This is a genomic window from Stenotrophomonas sp. GL_111, assembly GCF_057835245.1.
Window position 1 is genome coordinate 2,648,613 of sequence record NZ_CM174421.1, and the last position, 19,556, is coordinate 2,668,168.

20 protein-coding genes are annotated in these 19,556 nt (G+C 67.3%); 12 read left to right on the plus strand and 8 right to left on the minus strand.

What is annotated here, in order from left to right; translation table 11 throughout:
• Positions 1 to 112: 112 nt before the first annotated feature.
• Entirely contained in the window at positions 113 to 1,237 is a 1,125-nt protein-coding gene (locus AC3IPM_RS11800) for a pyridoxal phosphate-dependent aminotransferase (RefSeq protein WP_489300030.1), read from the plus strand.
• Between the two features lie 160 nt (positions 1,238 to 1,397).
• Here AC3IPM_RS11800 and zipA read toward each other — a convergent pair whose 3' ends face one another.
• From zipA to AC3IPM_RS11830, 6 genes are all read right to left on the minus strand, one after another.
• Positions 1,398 to 2,135: a cell division protein ZipA gene (zipA, locus tag AC3IPM_RS11805; RefSeq protein ID WP_489300032.1), complete on the minus strand. Its 738-nt coding sequence runs from the start codon at positions 2,133 to 2,135 to the stop codon at positions 1,398 to 1,400.
• A 45-nt stretch (positions 2,136 to 2,180) separates the two neighbouring features.
• The gene (gene smc, locus AC3IPM_RS11810) at positions 2,181 to 5,684 is read right to left on the minus strand and encodes a chromosome segregation protein SMC (protein WP_489300034.1); all 3,504 of its coding nucleotides are present in this window, start codon (positions 5,682 to 5,684) and stop codon (positions 2,181 to 2,183) included.
• A 607-nt stretch (positions 5,685 to 6,291) separates the two neighbouring features.
• Positions 6,292 to 6,741 (minus strand): 50S ribosomal protein L9, encoded by a 450-nt coding sequence (gene rplI, locus AC3IPM_RS11815; protein ID WP_489300035.1) that lies wholly within the window; start codon positions 6,739 to 6,741, stop codon positions 6,292 to 6,294.
• A 150-nt stretch (positions 6,742 to 6,891) separates the two neighbouring features.
• Positions 6,892 to 7,122 (minus strand): 30S ribosomal protein S18, encoded by a 231-nt coding sequence (gene rpsR / locus AC3IPM_RS11820; RefSeq protein ID WP_002804494.1) that lies wholly within the window; start codon positions 7,120 to 7,122, stop codon positions 6,892 to 6,894.
• Positions 7,123 to 7,133: 11 nt separating this feature from the next.
• Positions 7,134 to 7,574, minus strand: coding sequence for a 30S ribosomal protein S6 (rpsF, locus tag AC3IPM_RS11825; RefSeq protein ID WP_319213497.1), 441 nt, complete (start codon positions 7,572 to 7,574; stop codon positions 7,134 to 7,136).
• A gap of 166 nt (positions 7,575 to 7,740) precedes the next feature.
• On the minus strand, positions 7,741 to 8,079 hold the full coding sequence (locus AC3IPM_RS11830; protein ID WP_489300036.1) for a HesB/IscA family protein: 339 nt from the start codon (positions 8,077 to 8,079) through the stop codon (positions 7,741 to 7,743).
• A gap of 129 nt (positions 8,080 to 8,208) precedes the next feature.
• Between AC3IPM_RS11830 and asnS the strand changes: the two genes are divergently transcribed.
• The 11 genes from asnS to AC3IPM_RS11885 all read left to right on the plus strand — a co-directional run bounded on the left by asnS (position 8,209) and on the right by AC3IPM_RS11885 (position 17,655).
• A complete protein-coding gene (gene asnS / locus AC3IPM_RS11835) occupies positions 8,209 to 9,603 on the plus strand; it encodes an asparagine--tRNA ligase (RefSeq protein WP_489300038.1) in 1,395 nt (464 codons plus the stop codon).
• 25 nt (positions 9,604 to 9,628) lie between these two features.
• Positions 9,629 to 9,934, plus strand: coding sequence for a hypothetical protein (locus AC3IPM_RS11840; RefSeq protein ID WP_489300039.1), 306 nt, complete (start codon positions 9,629 to 9,631; stop codon positions 9,932 to 9,934).
• The gene (locus AC3IPM_RS11845; RefSeq protein ID WP_489300040.1) at positions 9,931 to 10,245 is read left to right on the plus strand and encodes a hypothetical protein; all 315 of its coding nucleotides are present in this window, start codon (positions 9,931 to 9,933) and stop codon (positions 10,243 to 10,245) included. Before AC3IPM_RS11840 ends, AC3IPM_RS11845 begins: the two co-directional genes overlap by 4 nt.
• A gap of 6 nt (positions 10,246 to 10,251) precedes the next feature.
• Positions 10,252 to 10,929, plus strand: coding sequence for an FMN-binding negative transcriptional regulator (locus AC3IPM_RS11850; RefSeq protein WP_489300041.1), 678 nt, complete (start codon positions 10,252 to 10,254; stop codon positions 10,927 to 10,929).
• On the plus strand, positions 10,926 to 11,588 hold the full coding sequence (can, locus tag AC3IPM_RS11855; RefSeq protein ID WP_489300042.1) for a carbonate dehydratase: 663 nt from the start codon (positions 10,926 to 10,928) through the stop codon (positions 11,586 to 11,588). Before AC3IPM_RS11850 ends, can begins: the two co-directional genes overlap by 4 nt.
• Before the next feature lie 25 nt (positions 11,589 to 11,613).
• Positions 11,614 to 12,141 carry a 3-hydroxyanthranilate 3,4-dioxygenase gene (locus tag AC3IPM_RS11860; RefSeq protein ID WP_489300043.1) on the plus strand — a complete coding sequence of 176 codons (528 nt, stop codon included), beginning with the start codon at positions 11,614 to 11,616 and terminating at the stop codon, positions 12,139 to 12,141.
• An 82-nt stretch (positions 12,142 to 12,223) separates the two neighbouring features.
• Positions 12,224 to 13,501, plus strand: a complete 1,278-nt coding sequence (gene kynU, locus AC3IPM_RS11865; RefSeq protein WP_489300044.1) for a kynureninase — start codon at positions 12,224 to 12,226, stop codon at positions 13,499 to 13,501.
• 34 nt (positions 13,502 to 13,535) lie between these two features.
• Positions 13,536 to 14,900, plus strand: coding sequence for an FAD-dependent oxidoreductase (locus tag AC3IPM_RS11870; RefSeq protein ID WP_489304118.1), 1,365 nt, complete (start codon positions 13,536 to 13,538; stop codon positions 14,898 to 14,900).
• Complete coding sequence (gene sbcB, locus AC3IPM_RS11875) at positions 14,900 to 16,339, plus strand: exodeoxyribonuclease I (RefSeq protein WP_489300045.1); 1,440 nt, start codon at positions 14,900 to 14,902, stop codon at positions 16,337 to 16,339. The genes AC3IPM_RS11870 and sbcB overlap by 1 nt, the downstream gene beginning before the upstream one ends.
• Positions 16,336 to 17,022 (plus strand): DUF2461 domain-containing protein, encoded by a 687-nt coding sequence (locus AC3IPM_RS11880; protein WP_489300047.1) that lies wholly within the window; start codon positions 16,336 to 16,338, stop codon positions 17,020 to 17,022. Before sbcB ends, AC3IPM_RS11880 begins: the two co-directional genes overlap by 4 nt.
• Positions 17,023 to 17,109: 87 nt before the next feature.
• On the plus strand, positions 17,110 to 17,655 hold the full coding sequence (locus AC3IPM_RS11885; RefSeq protein ID WP_489300048.1) for a DUF2939 domain-containing protein: 546 nt from the start codon (positions 17,110 to 17,112) through the stop codon (positions 17,653 to 17,655).
• A gap of 8 nt (positions 17,656 to 17,663) precedes the next feature.
• On the opposite strand, the gene AC3IPM_RS11890 is transcribed toward AC3IPM_RS11885, so the two are convergent.
• Both AC3IPM_RS11890 and AC3IPM_RS11895 read right to left on the minus strand, forming a co-directional pair.
• The gene (locus tag AC3IPM_RS11890; protein ID WP_489300049.1) at positions 17,664 to 18,611 is read right to left on the minus strand and encodes a 5'-nucleotidase; all 948 of its coding nucleotides are present in this window, start codon (positions 18,609 to 18,611) and stop codon (positions 17,664 to 17,666) included.
• A gap of 79 nt (positions 18,612 to 18,690) precedes the next feature.
• Positions 18,691 to 19,461 (minus strand): NAD kinase, encoded by a 771-nt coding sequence (locus tag AC3IPM_RS11895; protein WP_489300050.1) that lies wholly within the window; start codon positions 19,459 to 19,461, stop codon positions 18,691 to 18,693.
• Positions 19,462 to 19,556: the final 95 nt, after the last annotated feature.

The window sequence follows — 19,556 nt, forward strand, 5'->3', positions numbered from 1 at the left end:
GGCCAATTTTATCCCGCCCGGCACCGTTCCAACACCGCCGCTGGCACCGTGCCGCTTGCCGCGTTCGACCTGCGGCGCTAGCGTGCGGACTTTCTCCCTGTTCGGGTGTCCTGTGACGCATCCCTCTACGCCCTCCCGCCGATCCTTCCTGCAGCTGGCCGGCGTCGGCCTGGCCGTCTCCGGGCTGGGCCTGGAGCGCGCCAGCGCGGCGGTTGCCGCGCCCTCGCCCGCGGCCCCGTCCGGGCCGGTGCTGCTCAACTTCAACGAGTGTCCGTATGGCCCCTCCGCGGCGGCGCAGGCCGCTGCCCGCGACATCGTGGCGGGCAGCGGGCGCTATCATTTCGCCTTGGCTGGCGAACTGCGCGACCTGTTCGCCCGCCAGGAGGGCGTCGCTGCCGACCACGTGCGCCTGTACCCCGGCTCCAGCGAGCCGCTCAACCGTGCCGCGGTGGTGTGGACGTCGGCAAGCGCCGGGCTGGTGGTTGCCGACCCCACGTTCGAGGCGCTGGGCGATCTGGCGGCCGCGCGCGGGGCCACGGTGGCCAAGGTGCCACTGCGCGAGGACGGCGCGCATGACGTGCGCGCGATGGCCGCGGCCGCTGCCCGGGTCAACGCGGGCCTGCTCTACCTGTGCAACCCCAACAACCCCACCGGCTCGATCACCCCGGCGGCGGACATCGCCTGGCTGCTGGCCAACAAACCCAAACAAACCCGGGTGCTGGTCGACGAGGCCTACCTGCAGTACAGCGCGCAGCGCTCGGTGATCGGCCAGGTCGCGCAGCGCGACGATGTGATCGTGCTGCGGACGTTCTCCAAGCTGTACGGCATGGCCGGGCTGCGCCTGGGCGTGGCCGCCGCACACCCGGACCGGCTGCGCGAGCTGGCCGGCCTGGGCGACAACCCGCTCCCGATCACCGCCCTGGCCGCCGGCCTGGCCAGCCTGCGCGAGCCCGGGCTGGTGGCGCGGCGCAACGCCGAAAACGCACAGGCGCGGCAAGCCACCGTGGCCTGGCTGGGCAAGCGCGGCTTTACCTGCGTGCCATCCGAAGCCAACTGCTTCGTGGTGGATGTGCAGCGCGATGGCGCCGCCTTCGCCGCGGCCATGGCCGCACGCGGCGTGATCATTGGCCGCAGCTGGCCGATCTGGCCGCAGCGGGTACGGGTGACGGTGGGTACCGCGGCGGAGATGGCGCAGTTCCGCGAGGCATTCGCGGCCGTGGTGGGCGCAGCGCCCTAACCGGGGTCGATGTCGTGGGTTGCCGTGCAGGCCACGGCCGACGGAACGCGGATTGATTGACGGTCGTTACCTACCGGCCCAACGACCAGGGACCGCAAGAGGTTGCGCAACCGTGTCCGCGCAGGAGCCCCCTTGAGTCAAGGGGGCGCGCCGAGTCGCCTTACCAGCGCGGAGCCTTGGTCAGCGGCGGGGCCTGGTGCTGGCGGTCGTAGGCGCGCAGTTCGTCACGGATGTGCGCGACGCGCTGGCGGCCCAGGGTATTGCGGCTGTCATCGAGTACCACGCCACCGAGCAGCTCGCCCATGCGCTCTACGGTGGGCAGCATCTTTTCCCAGGCATCCAGCGCGGTCAGTGGCGCCGGCAGGGTCAGGAAGAAGGCGATGGCCGGGGTTTCCATCTCGCGGATGTTGGCCATGTCGAAACTGCCCGGCTTCATGATGCTGGCCATCGAGAAGATCGGGCCGCGCTCGGCGTGGCCTTCCACCAGGCGGTGGAACACGTTCATGTGGCCGAACACCAGGCCGGTCTTTTCGGCGGCCACCACGATGTCCTCGCCGCGCAGCTGCTCGCCGGCACGCGCGGCCACGAACAGCGAGACGATCTTGTCGAAATCCTGATTGGCGCGTTTGCCCAGGTCGCTGGCCGGGGCGCCATCAACGTCAGGCAGGCCGAGTTCGGGCTGGGTGACCCCGTCCTCGCCCGGTTCGCCGGACGTGCCGGCCGGGTCATTGCCGGGCTCACCCAGCATGGGCTCGCGACGCGCGCCGTTGGCGCTGTCGGCGCCTTCAACACGGCGGCCCTGCGACTTTTTCTTGGGGCGGCCAAACAGGAAGATCGCAGCGACCAGAAGCAGGCCGGCGGCCAGGATGCCGATGCGGAGCAGTGCCATGTCGGACATTCGGTGGGGGTCTCCGGCTAAATACGTTCAGATAAGCATGGCACGTCAGGCGGCGCCCGCCAATCGTGCCGCCTCTTCCAGGTCCACGCTGACCAGTCGGCTCACGCCTGGCTCACGCATGGTGACGCCCGACAGCTGGTGCGCTGCCTCCATCGTGGCCTTGTTGTGGCTGACGAACAGGAACTGCACTTTCTCGCTCATTTCCTTGACCATATTGGCCAGGCGGCCGACGTTGGCTTCGTCCAGCGGCGCGTCCACCTCGTCCAGCAGGCAGAACGGCGCCGGGTTGAGCTGGAAGATCGCAAACACCAGCGCCACCGCGGTCATCGCCTTCTCACCACCGGACAGCAGCGAGATGCTGGACACGCGTTTGCCCGGCGGACGCGCCATGATCGTCACACCCGTGTCGAGAAGGTCTTCACCGGTCAGTTCCAGGTAGGCGTGACCGCCGCCGAACAGGCGCGGGTACAACTGCTGCACGCCGGCATTGACCCGGTCGAAGGTGTCCTTGAAGCGGCCGCGGGTCTCGCGGTCGATCTTGCGGATGGCCTCTTCCAGGGTGTCCAGCGCGGTGGTCAGGTCGGTGTTCTGCGCGTCCAGGTACTCCGAACGCTGCGAGGCCTCGCCGTACTCCTGGATCGCGGCCAGGTTGACCGGCTCGAGCCGGCGCATGCGCCCGTCGATCTGGTGCACGGCCTGTTCCCAGTCGGTGGTGCGGGCCTCGTCGGGCAGGCTGTTGATCACGTCCTGCAACACGAAACCGGCCTTCTCCACCGAGGCTGAAAGCTGTTCGGCGCTGAGCACCAGCGCCTGCTGGTCGAGCTTGCGCTGGGAAATGCGCTCGCGCTGCGCCAGCGCCTGCTCATCGCGGTGGTGGCGGGTCTGTTCGAAGGTGCGCAGTTCGGCATCGATGCCATCAAGCATCGTGCGCGCTTCACCGAGCACGCGGTCGGCGCGAACCCGCTCGCCCAAGGCGTTCTGGTGTTCGGCTTCCAGCGTCTGCACCGGGGAGTCGCCGTCGTCGAGCTGGGTATGCAGTTCGCCCAGGCGCGAATCGAGCTGGCCGCGCTGGGTGCTCATGCGTTCCAGGGCCTGGCTCAGCGAGCTGACCTGGGTGCGCTGCGATTCCAGCGTCAGCGCCAGCGAATGCGCACTCTCGCGCACATTGCGCGCGGCGTCGCGGGCCTGGTCGCGGGCATCGGTGAACTGGCGGCGCTCGCCTTCCAGTGCATGACGCACCGATTCCAGATCGCCCATGCTGTTGACCGCATCATCCAACCGCGAGCGCGCCTCGCGCACCTGCTCACGGCCGGCGTCGAGGGTTTCCAGCAGCTGCGACAACTCGCCTTCGATGCGATCGATACGGGTACGCGCCGCCTCCACCTTGCCCTGCTGGCTCTGCAGCTGGCCACCGAGTTCAGACACACTACGGTGGGCCTGATAAAGCTGGCGCTGCGCCTCTTCGCGCTGCTGTTCGCCGGCCAGCAGCTGGTCACGGAAGGCGGCCAGGCGCTCTTCGAGTTCGGCTTCACGCTCCTGCAGGCTGTCGATCTGCTCGCGCAGGGTGACGATCTCGCGCTCGCGCAGCAATGCGCCCTGCTTGGCGGCACCGGAGCGCGACACGCGCACCCAGCCTTCGCCCAGCCGCTCGCCACTGCGGGTAATCACCGAATCGCCCTCGCCCAGCGTGGCCTGCAGCGCACGCGCCTGCGGCAGATCCTCGGCGGCATGCAGGCGGGCCAGCAGGCGACGGATCGCGGTGGGACCCTGCACCTTGGCGGCCAGCGAGGTCGGCGCAACCTGCAGCGCGTCCTGTTCGGCCGAGACCAGCGCGATGCGGCCATCACCGAGATCGGCCAGGGCGTTGACCAGATTCTCCGGGGCATCGACCAGCACGCCTTCGATCAACTGGCCCAGCGCGCTTTCAACGGCGTTTTCCCAACCACTTTCCACACTCAGGCGCTCACCCACGCGCGCACCGGAATCCAGCCCCTGCGCCTTCAGCCAGGCCACGGCAGCGCCCTGCTCCTGGCCAAGCGCGGCCTGCTGCAGGGTTTCCAATGAAGACAGGCGACCACGTGCGGCCTGCGCCTGCTTGCGGATATCGGCCAGTTCGGACTGGCCGCTGCGCTGGCGGTCCTGCAGGCCGGCCACGGCATGCTTGCGTTCTTCGACCTGCTCGTTGAGGCCGTCCAGCGCGGTCTTCTGGGTTTCGTGCTGCAGCTGCAGCTCTTCAAACACCTGCGCCAGCGCCTCCAGGTCGAGCCCGGCGCGTTCGGCGCTGAGCGCTTCGCGGCGGCGGTCGGCTTCGAGCACCTGGCGGTCGAGGTAGTCCACGCGGGTGCGTTCGACTTCGCCGGCACGCGAGGCTTCGGAGGTACTGCGGGTGTGGGTTTCCCAGCGCTGCTGCCAGTCGGCCAGTTTGGCCTCGGCATCGCGCAGGGCTTCCTGCTTGATCTCGTTTTCTTCCTGCAACTGTTCCAGCTGCGGCTCGGCCATGTCCACCGCTTCGCGCAGCACCATCAGCTTGGCTTCGTCGCCACTGATGTGCTGGCCCAGTTCGGCCAGGGCCTGCTGCGTTTCATCGCGCGCCTTGTGCAGGCGCTGCGACATTTCGCGCTGGTGCTGGATCTGCTGTTCGAGCCGCGCCAGGGTGCTGCCTACCTGATAGACCGCAGCCTGTGCCGTGCTCAAGGCATCGGCGGATTCTTCGCGACGCACGCGGCTGGTTTCGATGCGCGCTTCAGCATCCCGCTGGTCGGCGATCAGCTGCTGCAGCTTGGTTTCTTCCCGCGACAGGGCTTCACGCAGGCCACCCAAACGGGTATCGAGGCCGCGGAATTCCAGCGCCTTCCATTCCGCATCCTTGACCTTGCGCTCTTCCTGCAGGGCTTGATACTGCTCTGCCTGGCGGGCCTGGCGCTTGAGGTGTTCAAGCTGCTTGCCGATCTCGTCGCGCAGGTCGCTGAGGCGATCAAGATTTTCGCGAGTGTGGCGGATGCGGGTTTCGGTTTCCTTGCGGCGCTCTTTGTACTTGGAGATGCCGGCGGCTTCTTCCAGGTACACGCGCAGGTCTTCGGGGCGGGCTTCGATGATCTGGCTGATCATGCCCTGTTCGATGATGGAGTAGCTGCGCGGGCCCAGCCCGGTACCGAGGAACAGGTCGGTGATGTCGCGGCGGCGGCACTTGGTGCCGTTGAGGTAGTAGTTGCTGGTGCCGTCGCGGCTGACCAGACGCTTGACCGAAATCTCGTTGAAGGCGGCATATTCGCCGGAGATGGTGTGGTCGGTATTGTCGAAGATCAGTTCAACGGTGGCCTGCGAGACGGGCTTGCGCGCCGAGGAGCCGGAGAAGATGACGTCGGTGAGCGAGTCGCCACGCAGGCGGCTGGCCGAGCTTTCGCCCATGACCCAGCGCACGGCATCGATGATGTTGGACTTGCCACAGCCATTGGGCCCCACCACGCCGGTCATGTTGGTCGGCAGGTGCAGGGTGGTCGGATCGACGAAGGATTTGAAGCCGGACAGCTTGATCGTAGACAGACGCATGGCGTGGTTTGGTTTCCGGGCCGAGGCTTCGAGAAGCCCCCGCCATGGTGGATGTCGGGGCGTTTTAGCCCCTCAAGCCATTGATGTTGCTCGATTTCAATGGCCCGGAGGGCGGCGCGATAGCCCGAGTATAACGGGGCCGGTGTTCCACGGGCGCCAAGCCCTCGGGTAGAGCCACGCCACGCGTGGCTGCCCTTCGTTCCGGAGCCGGATCAAAGGCCAATGCGCCGGTTGCCTGGGTTGCGCCTGGGCAGGGCTGGTATGCAGGAGCCAGCACAGAGCAGCAGCGGCGAAAGACCGCTTTCGCCGTCGCTCCCAGCAACCGCCCACACCTGCTCACCTCCGGGGAGGGTGCCGGGTAGCCTTGGGCGGGACCGTTGGGCGCCATGGATGGCGCTCACGAGCCCCCATGGACGGGTTTACGGCGTGTCCCGGCCAAGGCTACCCGGCGCCCTCCCACCCCGGAACACGGAGGCGCCGGCTGTTGCCGTTGCCGTTGCCGTTGCTGTTGCCGTTGCCGTGGACCCGGATCAAATCCAATCACCCAAAACAAAAACGGGCGCCCTTGCGGGCACCCGTTTCAGCGATTCCAGCCTTGCGGCAGGGATCAGGCTTCGGCTTCCACCACCACCTTGACGGTGGTTTCGACGTCGGCGTGCAGGTGAACGATCACCTCGTACTCGCCCACGTTGCGGAAGGCGCCTTCGCCCAGGATCACTTCGCTCTTTTCCAGCGGCAGGCCGATCTTGGTGAAAGCTTCGGCGATATCGCGCGGGCCAACCGAACCGTACAGCTTGCCTTCGGTCGACGCATTCGCGGCGATCAGCACGCTCTTGCCTTCCAGCTTCGCCTTGCGGGCTTCGGCATCAGCGTGGATCGACTGGGCCTTGGCTTCGTATTCGGCGCGCTTGGCTTCGAACTCAGCAACGTTCGTGGTGGTGGCCGGAACGGCCTTGCCGGTCGGAACGAGGAAGTTGCGGCCGTAGCCCGGCTTCACGTCGACCAGGTCGCCCAGGCCGCCGAGGTTGGTGACCTTCTGAAGAAGAATCAGCTTCATGGTGTAGCTCCAAATATGTATTCGTTAGCGAGGCGTGGCCCCGCAGCGATGGCTGTCCGAATATCCGAACGGTGGATCCGGCACCGCCCGCAGCTTTGCAGCGCGGGCGGCCGGGTCCACGAAAGCGGCGACCGAAGCCGCCGGCTTTCATCAGACGTCGTGGTTGTCGGTGTACGGAATCAGGGCCAGGAAACGGGCGCGCTTGACGGCCGTTGCCAGCTGGCGCTGGTACTTCGACTTGGTACCGGTGACGCGGCTCGGCACGATCTTGCCGTTCTCGGTCAGGTACTGGCGCAGGGTGTTGAGATCCTTGTAATCGATCTCCTTGACACCTTCGGCCGTGAACTTGCAGAACTTGCGACGACGGAAGAACTTGGACATGTCAGTGCTCCTTAAGCGGCCGAAGCGGCGTCTTCGCCGGCATCGGTGTCAGCGGCGGCGGGGGTGGTTTCACCTTCTTCGTCATCACGACGACGACGCTCGCCACGCTCGGGCTTGTCACCCTTCTCGTCCTTGCTCTTCATGATCAGCGACTGCTCGGTGTCAGCTTCGTCACGCTTGATGACGAGGTTGCGCAGCACGGCGTCGTTGAAGCGGAAGCTCTCCACCAGCTCGCTCAGCACGGCCTGGTCGCACTCGATGTTGAGCATGACGTAGTGGGCCTTCACCAGGTTCTGGATCGGGTAAGCCAGCTGACGACGGCCCCAATCTTCCAGACGGTGGATGGTGCCGCTGCCGTTCTCGACCAGCGCCTTGTAGCGCTCGATCATGGCCGGGACCTGTTCGCTCTGGTCCGGATGGACCAGGAACACGACTTCGTAATGACGACTCATGTGTTTTTACCTTTCGGATGTGGCCCTTGAGGGCCGGACAGCCCCCCGCAGATGAACGCGGTGGGGCAAGGGTCCTGCCCGGAATCAGGCAGGAAGCCGCAAATTATGGCAGCAACCGGGCTTCACAGCAAGCCAGCGCAGGCGTTGCCGCTGCCGGGGGCCGGATTCAGGCCTTGTCGGCCTCGGTGGTGAAGCTCTCGCCGCAGCCGCACTCGGCGGTGGCGTTCGGGTTCCTGAACGTGAACGTCTCGCTCAGCCCGTGCTTGCCGAAGTCGATTTCAGTGCCATCCACCAGGGCCAGGCTGTCGGCATCCACGAAGATGCGCACCCCGTCCTGCTCGAACACGGTGTCGCCCTGGCGCTCATCGCGGGCCAGATCGGTGATGTGGCCCCAGCCCGAACAGCCGGTACGGGTCACGCCGAAACGCAGGCCCAGCGCGCCCGGGGTCTGGGCAACGAACTTCTGCACGCGGGCAAAGGCAATGGGGGTAAGGCTTACAGCCATGACAGGCAACTCCAGCGGATCGTGATCATTATAGGCGTCCTGCCGGCGAGAAATGCCTCGCAAGCGGAACACTGCAACCGGTAAACTCCCGTGTTCAGAGATCGAGTCGATCAACAGAGGATTCAAGTCATGACGGTGGTCAGCGTTGAACATGCGCTTGCCGGGAAGATCCCGGAAGGCGGCGAGGCAACAGTGCGCGGGTGGGTTCGTACGGTACGCGGCTCTGCGGCGCTGGCCTTCGTCAATGTCACCGATGGCTCCTGTTTCGCCCCCATCCAGGTGGTGGTCAATGACACGCTGGCCAATTTCGATGCGATCAAGGCGCTGACCCCGGGCTGCTCGCTGATTGCCCGCGGCACCCTGGTCAAGTCCCAGGGCAAGGGCCAGTCGTTCGAGATCCAGGCCAGCGACATCGAGATCGTCGGCCTGGTCGAAGACCCGCTGACCTACCCGATCCAGCCCAAGCCGATGAGCGCGGAGTTCCTGCGTGAAGTGGCCCACCTGCGCCCGCGCACCAACCTGTTCGGCGCGGTCACCCGCATCCGCAACTGCCTGTCCCAGGCCGTGCACCGGTTCTTCCACCAGAACGGGTTCAACTGGATCAGCACCCCGATCGTCACCACGTCCGATGCCGAAGGCGCCGGCCAGATGTTCCGGGTCTCGACCCTGGACATGGCCAACCTGCCGCGCAACGACAAGGGCGAGGTCGATTTCAGCCGTGACTTCTTCGGCAAGGAAACCTTCCTGACCGTGTCCGGCCAGCTCAATGTCGAGGCGTATTGCCTGGCCCTGAGCAAGGTCTACACGTTCGGCCCGACCTTCCGCGCCGAAAACTCCAACACCACCCGCCACCTGGCGGAGTTCTGGATGATCGAGCCGGAAATCGCCTTCGCCGACCTGGCCGAAGACGCGCGCCTGGCCGAGCAGTTCCTGAAGTACCTGTTCCGCGCGGTGCTCGATGAGCGCGGCGACGACCTGGCCTTCCTGGCCGAGCGCGTGGACAAGAACGCGATCACCAAGCTGGAAGCCTTCATCAACGCGCCGTTCGAGCAGATCGACTACACCGAGGCGGTGAAGCTGCTGCAGAACTCGGGCAAGAAGTTCGACTTCCCGGTCGAGTGGGGCCTGGACCTGCAGACCGAGCACGAGCGCTGGCTGACCGAGGAACACATCGGCCGCCCGGTGGTGGTGACCAACTACCCCGAGCACATCAAGGCGTTTTACATGCGCCTGAACGACGACGGCAAGACCGTCGCGGCGATGGATGTGCTGGCCCCGGGCATCGGCGAGATCATCGGCGGCAGCCAGCGCGAGGAGCGCCTGGACGTGCTGGATGCGCGCATGGCGCAGTTCGGCCTGGACCCGGCGCACTACGGCTGGTACCGCGATTTCCGCCGCTACGGTTCGGTGCCGCACGCCGGTTTCGGCCTGGGCTTCGAGCGCCTGGTGGTGTACGTGTGCGGGCTGAGCAACATCCGCGACGCCATCCCCTACCCGCGCGCCCCGGGCAGCGCCGAATTCTGATCCCGACCACGGAGGCACCGAGCCCATGACCCTGTTCTTCGCGCTGTGTTTCGTCGGCGTGGCGATCGCCGGGTTCAGTGCCTTCGTGATCTTCTGGCCGCTGACCCTGGTCCACATCCGCGACCGCCACCCGGCGCTGGCCGAACGCTTCGGCAGCGGCGCGTTCCTGCGCCCGGATGCGCTGCGCTGGCTGCTGATCCGCGACTACCGGCAAACCCCCGACCGCAGCCTCTCCGGGCTGGCCGCGCCGGCCTGGGTTTCGCTGCTGACCCTGTTGGCTGGACTGGGCATGGCTGCCCTGCTCTGGCTGCTTTCGATGGTGATTTCATGAACGACAACACTTCCCACCGCGACGAGTGGTTCCTTGCCAGCCTGGGCAACACCCTGATCTGGGCACGCCTGCGGATCCGCCCGGCCGGCACGGCTGAAGTCCTCGACAGCGATGGCAACACGCTGAGCTATGACAGCGAAGACACCGCCCGCTCGCAGCTGTTCGACGCCGAGTTCGTCGCCTACGACGGCCTGGACGAAGAGGACGCGCTGATCCGCGGTTTCTCGCTGCATGAAGTACAGCCGCCGCACGGCGACAGCGACGATGCCCTGCACGGCCGCATGGTGCAGAGTCTGGGCGCGCGCGCGTAAGCGGCGATGTTCATCCCCTCCACCTTCGCTGAAACCGACCTGGCCTGGCTGGACCGGCTGCTGGCACGCGACGCGTTCGTCACCCTGGTCACCACCGGCGAAGACGGCCTGCCGCGCGTCACCCTGATGCCGGTGCTGTACCGGCGCGATGCCGGCGGCATCCTGATCGAAGGCCACTGGGCCAAGCCCAATCCGCAGGCCGGCCATGCCGGCCCGGCGCTGGTGCTGGTGCATGGCCCGCATGGGTATGTGTCACCCAGCTGGTACCCGGACAAGGACGCCGCCGCGCGCGTGCCGACCTGGAACTACGCCACGGCCGAACTGCGCGGCGTGCTGGAGCCCTACAGCGACCCAGAGGCATTGATCGCCATGCTGGACGGGCTTAGCGAACACAACGAGGCGCAGGTCGGTGGCGACTGGGATTTCAAGACGGTCGAGCCCCGCCAGCGGCGCATGCTCAACGGCATCATCGGCTTCCGCTTCCGCCCGGACCAGGTGCAGATCCAGCTCAAGCTCAGCCAGAACCATCCCGACGCCAACCAGCGCAGCGTGATCGACGCGCTGTCGGCACTGGCATCACCCGCCTCCGGTGAACTGGCGCAGTGGATGCGCTGGCGCCGCGATGGCGCGACCACGCCCGCCGCGCCCTGCCCCCACCTTCCGCCAGGAACACCGTCACGATGAAAGACATCCACAAGCTGCTGCAGAACAACCGCGACTGGGCCGACCGCATCGAGAAGGAAGACCCGTCCTTCTTCCATCAGCTGGCCACGCAGCAGAATCCGGAATACCTGTGGATCGGCTGTTCGGACTCGCGCGTGCCGGCCAACCAGATCATCGGCATGGCCCCGGGCGAGGTATTCGTACACCGCAACGTGGCCAACGTGGTGGTGCACACCGACCTCAATTGCCTGAGCGTGATCCAGTACGCGGTGGACCAGTTGAAGGTGAAGCACATCCTGATCGTGGGCCACTACGGCTGCGGTGGCGTCCACGCCAGCCTGCACAACATCCGCGTCGGCCTGGCCGACAACTGGCTGCGCCACGTCGGCGATGTGGCACAGAAGCATGCCGGGATCATGGACGCCATCGAGGATCCGGAACTCAAGCACGCGCGCCTGTGCGAGCTCAACGTGATCGAGCAGGTGGTCAATGCCTGCCGCTCCACCATCGTGCAGGACGCCTGGGCCCGCGGCCAGAAGCTGATGGTGCACGGCTGGGTGTACAGCCTGCGCGATGGCCGGGTGCGCGAGATGGGCATCGATGTCGGCGCCCCGGAAGACCTGCAGCCGGCCTACGAAAAGGCGCTGTCCTACGTGCCGCGCAGCGGCCGCCGCGACTGACCGTTCCCTCTACGGACTGACTCCCATGCTCGCCTCCCCCATCAATCTGCTGGCCTGGATCGAGGAACACCGGCACCTGCTGAAGCCGCCGGTGGGCAACAAGATGATCGAGAACGGCGACTTCATCGTGATGGTGGTGGGCGGGCCGAACAGCCGCACCGACTACCACTACGATGAGGGCCCGGAGTGGTTCTACCAGCTTGAAGGCGAGATGGTCCTGAAGGTGCAGGAGGATGGCGCGGTCCGCGACATTCCGATCCGTGCCGGTGAGATCTTCCTGCTGCCGGGCAAGGTCCCGCACTCGCCGCGCCGCCCGCCCGGCGGCGTGGGGCTGGTGGTGGAGCGCAAGCGCCTGGCGCATGAGCGCGACGGCCTGATGTGGTTCTGTGAGCGCTGCAACCACAAGCTGTACGAAGAGTATTTCGCGCTGGAGAACATCGAAACGGACCTGCCCAAGGTGTTCGACCGTTACCACGCCGCCATCGAACTGCGCACCTGCACGTCCTGCGGACACGTGGACCCGATTCCGGGCACGGTGGCGCTGGAAGGCTGAGGGCCTGCGCGCCACGCCAGATTCAGCCCACACCCCCGGCACCCGGATAAACTGTCCGTTCACAGACAAGCCCGGTTGCACCATGTCCGAGATCCTCAGCCGCACCCATGCCGTTGCCCTGGACGCTGCCGATCCGCTGCGCGCCCTGCGCAGTGAGTTCGTATTTCCGCAGCACAACCACCGTGACCAGACCTACTTCGTCGGCAACTCGCTGGGCCTGCAGCCGCGTGGCGCACGCGCCGCCGTCCAGGAGGTCATGGACAAATGGGCGTCGCTCGCCGTCGAAGGCCACTTCACCGGCGACACCCAGTGGCTGCGCTACCACCGCCTGGTCAGCGAACAGCTCGCCCGCGTCGTCGGCGCCCTGCCCAGCGAAGTGGTCGCCATGAACACCCTGAGCGTCAACCTGCACCTGATGATGGTCAGCTTCTACCGGCCCAGTGCAGAGCGCCCGGTGATCCTCATGGAGGCCGGCGCCTTCCCCACCGACCGCCATGCCGTCGAATCGCAGATCCGTTTCCATGGGTTCGACCCGGACACCTGCCTCGTCGAAGTACAGCCCGACGAAGCCAACGGCACGATCTCCCTGCAGGCCATCGAACAGGCCATCATGACCCATGGCCCGCGCCTGGCCCTGGTGCTGTGGCCCGGCGTGCAGTACCGCAGCGGCCAGGTCTTCGACCTCGACGCCATCACCCGCATGGCGCGCCTGCAGGGTGCCCGCGTCGGCTTCGACCTGGCCCACTCGGTCGGCAACGTGCCGCTGCAGCTGCACGACATCGCCCCCGACTTCGCCGTGTGGTGCCACTACAAGTACCTCAACGCGGGCCCCGGCGCCGTCGCCGGCTGCTTCGTGCACGAACGCCACCACCGCGACAGCACGCTGCCGCGCTTTGCCGGCTGGTGGGGTCATGAGGAAGCCACCCGCTTCAAGATGGCCCCGCAGTTCGTGCCCGCCGCCGGCGCCGAAGGCTGGCAGCTGAGCAATCCGCCGGTGCTCGGCCTGGCCCCGCTGCGCGCCGCGCTCGACGTGGTCGACAAGGCCGGTGGCATCGCCGCCCTGCGCAGCAAGTCGCTGCGACTGACCGGCATGCTCGATGCGCTTGTCCGCGCGCGCCTGCCCAGCGTGCTCACCGTGCTGACCCCCAGCGAGCCCGAACGCCGCGGCTGCCAGCTTTCGCTGCGCGTGGCCGGCGGACGCGAACGCGGCCGCAGCCTGTTCGAGTACCTGCAGACCGTGGGCGTGCTCGGCGACTGGCGCGAACCGGACGTCATCCGCATCTCGCCCACCCCGCTCTACAACCGCTACCTGGACCTGCACCACTTCGTCGAAGAAGTGGAAGCCTGGGCCGGCCTCTAAGCCTGCCCTCCCCGCCCCCACGGACACCGTCTTGATCGCACCCTCTTCCCGCTCCCTGAGCATCATCGGCGCTGGCCTGGCCGGTTCATTGCTGGCCATCCTGCTGTCGCGCCAGGGCTGGCGCATCACCCTGTACGAACGCCGCGGCGATCCGCGCATCAGCGACTACGAGTCCGGCCGCTCGATCAACCTGGCATTGGCCGAACGCGGCCGCAACGCGCTGCGTCAGGCCGGTGTGGAAGACGCGGTGATGGCCAAGGCGGTGATGATGCGCGGGCGCATGGTGCATCCGCGCCAGGGCGAACCGCAGCTGCAGCGCTATGGGCGCGATGACAGCGAAGTGATCTGGTCGATCCACCGCAAGGACCTCAACACCACCCTGCTGCAACTGGCCGAGGATGCCGGCGCGCAGGTGCACTTCCACCGCCGCCTGCACACCGTGGACTTCGATGCCGGCTACGCGCGCTTCATCGATGACCGCGACGACCAGCCGCACGACATCCGCTTCGATACCCTGATCGGGGCCGACGGCGCCGGCTCGGCGCTGCGCGCGGCGATGAACCGCAAGCAGCCGCTGGAGGAGCGCATCGACTTCCTCGACCACTCCTACAAGGAGCTGGAGATCCCACCGACCGCCGACGGCGGCTTCCGCATCGAAGCCAATGCCCTGCACATCTGGCCGCGCGGCCACTACATGTGCATTGCGCTGCCCAACGACGAAGGCACCTTCACCGTCACCCTGTTCCTGCCCAACGAAGGCGACCCCAGCTTCGCCACCACCTCCAGCGGTGCCGAAGCCGAAGCGCTGTTCGCACGCGATTTCCCCGATGCGCTGGCGCTGATCCCGAACCTGCGCCGCGACTGGGAAGAGCATCCGCCGGGCCTGCTCGGCACGCTGCACCTCAAGCACTGGCACCTGCAGGGCCGCGCGGTGCTGCTCGGCGATGCCGCCCACGCGATGGTGCCGTTCCACGGCCAGGGCATGAACTGCGCCTTCGAGGACTGCGTGGCACTGGCCGCACACCTGGGCGAACAGGACACGCTGGCCAACGCCTTCGCTGCCTTCGAGCACGACCGCAAGCCCAATGCCGAAGCGATCCAGCAGATGGCGCTGGAGAACTACCAGGAGATGCGCGACCGCGTCGCCGACCCGGCCTTCCTGCTGCAGCGTGAGCTGGAACAGGCGCTGCAGGCACGCTGGCCGACCCGCTTCGTACCGCACTACACCATGGTGACCTTCCTGCACACGCCCTACGCGGTGGCCCTGCAGCGCACCGAACTGCAACGGCGCATCCTCGAAGACGCCACCGCCGGCCACGACAGCCTGGCCCATATCGACTGGAACGCACTGGAGCGCATCGTGCATGCGCAACTGCCGGTGCTGGAGGGTGCGCACTGATGGCCGACAGCTTCCTGTTCTACGACCTGGAGACCTTCGGCCAGGACCCGCGCCGCACCCGCGTGGCGCAGTTCGCCGCGATCCGCACCGATGCCGACCTGAACATCGTCGACGCGCCGGTCAGCTTCTACGTCAAGCCCGCCGACGACCTGCTGCCCTCGCCGATCGCCACCCTGATCACCGGCATCACCCCGCAGCATGCGCTCACCGAGGGCGTCAACGAGGCCGAGGCATTCGCGCGCATCAACGACCTGATGGCGCAGCCCGGCACCTGCGCGCTGGGCTACAACACGCTGCGTTTCGATGACGAATTCGTGCGCCACGGGTTGTTCCGCAACTTCTACGATCCCTACGAGCGCGAATGGCGCAACGGCAACTCGCGCTGGGACCTGCTGGACATGATGCGGCTGCTGCATGCACTACGCCCGGACGGCGTGATCTGGCCGCAGCGTGAGGACGGCGCCACGTCGTTCAAGCTCGAGCATCTGGCCACGGCCAACCACGTCCGCCAGGGCGACGCCCACGAAGCGCTGTCCGACGTGCATGCCACCATCGGCATCGCGCGCCTGTTCAAGCAGGCCCAGCCGCGGCTGTGGGACTACGCGCTGAAGCTGCGCGACAAGCGCTTCGTCGGCAGCCTGCTCGACGTGGAGGCGATGCAGCCGGTGCTGCACATTTCGATGCGCTACCCGGCCCAGCGCCTGTGCGCGGCCCCGGTGCTGCCGCTGGCCCGGCATCCGTACATCAACAACCGCATCATCGTGCTCGACCTGGACGGCGACATCGATGCGCTGCTGGCCCTGCCCGCCGAGACCATCGCCGCGCGCCTGTACACCCGTGCCGCCGACCTGGCCGAGGGTGAACAACGCGTGCCGCTGAAGGAAGTGCATCTGAACAAGGTGCCGGCACTAGTGGCCTGGAACCATCTGCGCGCAGACGACCACGCGCGCCTGGGGCTGGACGTGGCCGCGATCGAAGCCAAGGCCGCGCGCCTGCGTGAACTTGGCCCCGCCCTGGCCGAGAAGGTCCGCCAGGTGTTCGGCGGTGAACGCACGCCCAGCGTCAACGATGTCGATGCATCGCTGTACGACGGCTTCCTGGCCGACGGCGACAAGGCGCTGATGACCCGCATCCGCACCAGCCCGCCGCAGGACCTGGCCGGTTTCGCCGAGCGCCTGCGCGATCCGCGCATGCCCGAACTGCTGTTCCGCTACCGTGCGCGCAATTATCTGGACACGCTGGACGCGAGCGAACGCCAGCGCTGGAACGACTACCGCCGCGAGCGCCTGCTGGGCGCGTCCAGACTCGGCGAGCAGACCCTGCCCGAGTACCGCGCCCAGCTCGACGCGCTGAGCACCGAACACGCCGAAGACCCCGACCGACTGGCCCTGCTGCAGCGGCTGCGCGACTGGGGCACCCACCTGGAGCAGAGCCTGTGAGCAGTTACTTCAGCCCGAAGAGCTTCACCTTCCTGCGCGGCCTGGCCCGCAACAACGACAAGACCTGGTTCAACGAACACAAGCCGCAGTACGAAGAACATGTGCGGCAGCCGTTCCTGCGCCTGCTCACCGACCTGCAGCCGGACCTGGCCACGGTCAGCACGCAGTTCCGTGCCGACCCGCGCAGCGTCGGCGGCTCGCTGTTCCGCATCTACCGCGACGCACGCTTCTCCAACGACAAGTCGCCCTACAAGAACTGGCAGGGCGCGCGGTTGTTCCATGAGCGCCGCAAACAGGTGCCGGCGCCGTCGTTCTACATCCACCTGCAACCCGGTGCCAGTTTCGTCGGGGCCGGCCTGTGGCACCCCGAACCGGCCACGCAGCGCAAGGTGCGCCACTTCATCGTGGACAATCCGGGCAGCTGGAAGGCCGCCGCGCACTCGCCGGTGCTGCGCAAGAAATTCGACGCCGAGGAAAGCGAGAAGCTGGTGCGCGCACCGCGCGGTTTCGAGCCGGACTTCGAGTTCATCGACGACCTCAAGCACCGCAACTGGGTGTTCTCGCGCCCGCTGGACGACGCCACCATGACCGGCCCGCGCCTGCGCCAGACGCTGGCGGCGGACCTGACCACCTTGGGGCCGTTCGTGGACTACCTGTGCGCGGCGCTGGACCTGGAATTCTGAGCGTGTGCTGAGCCGGGGCATACCGACCTTCACGCGGCATGACCCCCGCTGCGGCAAGCTGGATCACACCGCTGGATGATGGCCCGAATGAAAAAACTGCCCTGGTTGCTGCTTGGCGTGCTGCTGTTGCTGGTCGCGGCCTGGGCCAGCGGCCCGTATCTGACCGTGCGCGGCCTGGCACAGGCGATCGAGACGCGTGACACCGCCAAGCTCGACCGCTACGTGGACTTCCCGATGCTGCGCGCCAACCTGCGCGCGCAACTGGACGACTATGTGGTGCGTCGCGCGGGGCCGGACGTGCAATCCAACCTGATCGGCGCCCTGCTGCTGTCGGCCAGCCAGCGCCTGAGCGGTACCGCCGTGGACGCGCTGGTGACCCCGACCGGCATCGACGCCGTGCTCGAAGGCCACACGCTGTGGAAGCGGGCCAGCAATGATCTGGAGAGCCCGGACACCTACGCCGGGCCACGCAAACCGCGGCCGCTGCAGGGGGCCGAGCACCACTTCGAGTCCTTGTCGCGGTTCACCGCCACCACCCACACCCCGCAGGGTGAACCGGTGGTGTTCGTGCTGCAGCGCTCCGGCCTGCGCTGGAAACTGGTGGACATCCGCCTGCCGCTGGGCACGCAGTAGCCCCCGCTTCAGCCGTCGTTGGCCACGCCGTGTGGAACATGCCCGGCCGCCACGCTCTGGTGCTGGCGGGCGCTGTCGATGTTGTGCTGCGAATCATCGAAGAAGATGTCCGCGCGGAACGCCTCCAGGAACGGCCCCTTGTGGCGCCCACCGAGGAACAGTGCCTCGTCCAGCCGCACGCCCCATTCGCGCAGGGTGCGGATCACCCGCTCGTGCGCAGGGGCCGAGCGTGCGGTGACCAGCGCGGTGCGGATCGGGGCATCGTCGCCGGACGGGAACACCGCCTGCAGGGTGTGCAGCGCCGACAGGAAGTTGCGGAAGGGGCCCCCGCTGAGCGGCTCGCGTGCGTTCTCGCGTTCGTGGCGGCCAAAGGCTTCCACGCCCTGCTCGCGCGAAATGCGCTCACTCTCATCGCCGAAGATCACCGCATCACCATCGAAGGCGATGCGCAGCTGCCCGGCCGGGTGCCCCAGGTCAACCTGCTCGGCCGCGGCAATGGTCTCGCCCGGCGGCTTGGGCAGGATGGTGGCCGCCGCGATGCCATGGGCCAACGCGCGCCGCACCGACTCCGGATTGGCCGACAGGAACAGGTCGGTGCCGAACGGCTTCACGTAGGGCCAGGTCGGCTCACCGGCAGTGAACGTAGCGCGGATGATGCCCAGCCCGTAGTGCTGGATCGAATTGAAGATGCGCAGGCCGGTATCGGCCGAGTTGCGCGACAGCAGGATCACCTCCACCCGAGGCGACTCCGGCGACTGGCCCTGGTTGAGCGCGAGCAGCTTGCGCACCACCGGGAAGGCCACGCCAGGCCGCAGCACATCGTCTTCGTGCTTGCGCTGGTACTCGGCATAGGCGTCCACGCCTTCGGCCTCGAACAGGGCATGGCCCTCTTCCAGGTCGAACAGGGCTCGTGAGGTCACCGCAACGGTGAGCAAGCGGGGGGTGTTGTCGCCCATGGCGGTCTGGCATCCAGTGCGGCCGCAGCGGCCGGCCACGCATTGTCCCACAGCGCGCGGCCCAAGCCGCGATGCCGCCTCAGAACATGAACTGCTCGCTGAGGATGCGGTCTTCCAGGTTGTGCTCCGGATCGAACAGCATCGTCACCCGGCGCTCGCGTGATTCGCGGATGGTCACCTCGACCACGTCGCGGGTTTCGTGCGAATCGGCGGTCACGCTGACCGGGCGCTTGTACGGGTCCAGCACGCGGAAGCGCACTTCGGTATCGGCCTTGAGGATCGCCCCGCGCCAGCGCCGTGGCCGGTACGGGGCCAGCGGGGTCAGGGCGATGGTGTGCGAGCCCAGCGGCAGGATCGGGCCGTGCGCGGAATAGTTGTAAGCGGTGCTGCCGGCCGGGGTGGCGACCAGCACGCCATCGCCGATCAGCTCGGCCACGCGCTCCTGGCCGTTCAGATCGATGCCGATGTGCGCGGCCTGGCGGGTCTGGCGCAGCAGCGAGACGTCGTTGTAGGCCAGCGAGCCGGTGGTGGTGCCCGATTCGGTCAGCGCCAGCATCTCCAGCGGCCGCAGGTGGGCCGGCTCGGCCGCGGCCAGCCGCGCGGGCAGGTCGTCGTCACGGAACTGGTTCATCAGAAAGCCGACCGTCCCCAGCTTCATGCCGAACACCGGTTTGCCCAGCGCGCCGTAGCGGTGCAGGGTCTGCAGCAGGAAACCATCGCCGCCCAGCGGGCACAGCACCTCGGCCTGCTCGGGCGTGCAGGCGCCATAGCGGGCCACCATCTGGGCCAGCGCCGCCTGCGCGGCTTCGGTGGTGCTGGCCAGGAAGGCGATACGGGGAGTGTCGCTCATCGATGCATCCGGGTGGGGTCTACCGGCAAGAGCATACCCGGTCGTGCCGGAAACAAAACGGCCCCGCCGAGGCGGGGCCGTTCTGGATGGATCAA